This window comes from Streptomyces kebangsaanensis (assembly GCF_001906585.1).
GTDB lineage: Bacteria > Actinomycetota > Actinomycetes > Streptomycetales > Streptomycetaceae > Streptomyces > Streptomyces kebangsaanensis.
In genome coordinates, this window is the sequence record NZ_JUJA01000164.1 from 111,499 (window position 1) to 114,036 (window position 2,538).

Here is a 2,538-nt window from a genome sequence, read left to right on the forward strand (position 1 = left end):
CCCCGCCGAGATCACGCGCTGCATTCTCGACTCGCTCGCGCTCGCCCACCGCCGGGCGGTCGCCGAGGCGCGGCGGCTCGCCGATCACCCGGTCGACGTGGTGCACGTCGTCGGCGGCGGCGCCCGCAACGCCCTGCTGTGCCAGCTGACCGCCGACGCCTGCGGGCTGCCGGTGGTGGCCGGGCCGACGGAGGCGGCGGCCCTCGGCAATGTGCTGGTGCAGGCCCGGGTGCACGGACTGGTCGGCGACCGGGCCGGGATGCGGCGCCTGCTGGCCCGTACGCAGCGGCTCAGCCGGTACGAGCCGCGCGGTGACGCGGCGGCCTGGCGGGCGGCCGGGGCCCGGCTCGCCGCCCGCACCGCGTGAACCGCCCGCCCGACCGGTCCCCCACTACGCTGAACGCGAGTGGGCGGTGCCCCCATCACCCTCCCGATGACCGACCACAAGGAGCCGCGATGCGTGTCGCCCTGTTCCTGACCTGCGTCAACGACACGCTCTATCCGGACACCGGACGCGCCGTGGTGAAACTGCTGACCAGGCTGGGCGTGGAGGTGGACTTCCCGATGGCGCAGACCTGCTGCGGACAGGCGCACTACAACACCGGGTACCGGCACGAGACCGAGCCGATGGCCCGGCACTTCTCCGATGTCTTCCGGGACTACGAGGCGATCGTGACACCGTCCGGGTCGTGCGCGGCGATGGTGCGGGAGCTGTATCCGCGCCTGGGCGCGCGGGCGCGGGCCGAGGGGCGCGGGGACACGCTGGAGCGGGTGCTGGCGCCGGTGGTGCCGAAGACGTACGAGCTGACGGAGTTCCTGGTGGACGTGCTGGGGGTGACGGACGTGGGGGCGTACTACCCGCACCGGGTGACGTACCACCCGACCTGCCACGGACTGCGCGGCCTGGGCCTCGGGGACCGGCCCCGGCGGCTGCTGCGGGCGGTGAGGGGGCTGGAGCTGGCCGACCTGCCCGGCGCCGAGGAGTGCTGCGGGTTCGGCGGCACGTTCGCGGTGAAGAACCCCGACGTCTCGGCGGCGATGGGCGCCGACAAGGTGCGCAACGCCGAGTCGACCGGCGCCCAGGTGCTGTGCGCGGGCGACAACTCGTGTCTGATGCACATCGGCGGGACGATGACCCGGCTGGGCGCGGACATGAGGCCGGTGCACATCGCGGAGATCCTGGCGAGCACGGAGGAGGAGCCGGCGGCATGAGCGGCACGTTCGTGGGGATGCCCGCCTTTCCCCGGGCCGCGCACGACGCCGTGCGCGACACGACGCTGCGCGGCAACCTGCGCCACGCCACGCACACCATCCGCGCCAAGCGGGCCGCGGCGGTGGCGGAGGTCTCCGACTGGGCGGCGCTGCGGGAGGCCGGCAAGCAGATCAAGGACCACACGCTCCGGCACCTGGACCGCTATCTGGAGCAGGTGGAGGAGACGGTCACGGCGGCCGGCGGCACCGTGCACTGGGCGGTCGACGCGGACGAGGCCAACCGGATCGTGGCCGGCCTGGTCAAGGCGACAGGGGAGACGGAAGTCGTCAAGGTCAAGTCGATGGCCACGCAGGAGATCGGGCTCAACGAGGCCCTGGAGGCGGAGGGCGTCCGGGCCTACGAGACCGATCTCGCCGAGCTGATCGTGCAACTGGGCGGGGACCGGCCCTCGCACATCCTCGTCCCCGCGATCCACCGCAACCGCGGCGAGATCCGGGACATCTTCCGCTCCGAGATGGCCGAGTGGGGCCGCCCGGCCCCCGAAGGGCTGACGGACACGCCCGCCGAACTGGCGGAGGCGGCCCGGCTGCACCTGCGGGAGAAGTTCCTGCACGCCAGGGTCGGCATCTCCGGCGCCAACTTCGTCGTCGCCGAGACCGGCACCCTGGTGGTCGTGGAGTCCGAGGGAAACGGGCGGATGTGCCTGACCCTGCCCGAGACGCTGATCTCGGTCGTGGGCATCGAGAAGATCGTGCCGACCTGGCGGGACCTGGAGGTCTTCCTGCAGACGCTCCCCCGCTCCTCCACGGCCGAGCGCATGAACCCGTACACGTCCATGTGGACCGGCACGGCCGACGGGGACGGTCCGAGCGCCTTCCACCTGGTCCTGCTGGACAACGGCCGCACCGACACGCTCGCCGACGAGGTGGGCCGCCAGGCCCTGCGCTGCATCCGCTGCTCGGCGTGCCTGAACGTCTGCCCGGTCTACGAGCGGGCCGGCGGCCATGCCTACGGCTCGGTCTACCCGGGACCGATCGGCGCGATCCTCAGCCCCCAACTGCGCGGTACGGCGAGCGAGATCGACGCCTCCCTGCCGTACGCGTCCTCGCTGTGCGGCGCCTGCTACGAGGTGTGCCCGGTCGCCATCGACATCCCCGAGGTGCTGGTGCACCTGAGGGAACGGGTCGTCCAGGGCGGCCCGGTGACGCGGGGCGGCAACAAGGTGGTGCTCCGGCCCGCGAAGGGGCACGCCGCCGAGCGCGCGGCGATGCGGGCGGCCCGCTGGGCGTTCACGCGCCCGGGCGCCCTGCGCGGCGGCCAGCGGC

2 protein-coding genes and 1 pseudogene are annotated in these 2,538 nt (G+C 73.5%); all 3 read left to right on the forward strand.

The genetic code is table 11. From position 1 onward, the window contains the following. A partial coding sequence (locus RH94_RS45405; protein WP_267893416.1) for an FGGY-family carbohydrate kinase occupies window positions 1–367 on the forward strand: 367 nt, incomplete at its 5' end. Between the two features lie 89 nt (window positions 368–456). Then, window positions 457–1,212 carry a (Fe-S)-binding protein gene (locus RH94_RS33600; RefSeq protein WP_073952103.1) on the forward strand — a complete coding sequence of 252 codons (756 nt, stop codon included), beginning with the start codon at window positions 457–459 and terminating at the stop codon, window positions 1,210–1,212. Between the two features lie 77 nt (window positions 1,213–1,289). Continuing rightward, a pseudogene (locus RH94_RS33605) lies at window positions 1,290–2,538 on the forward strand (lactate utilization protein B); the annotation flags it as partial.

Coding starts and splice junctions, on each gene's coding strand:
- RH94_RS33600 (WP_073952103.1), top strand. CDS start 457: ATGCGTGTCGCCCTGTTCCTGACCTGCGTCAACGACACGCTCTATCCG.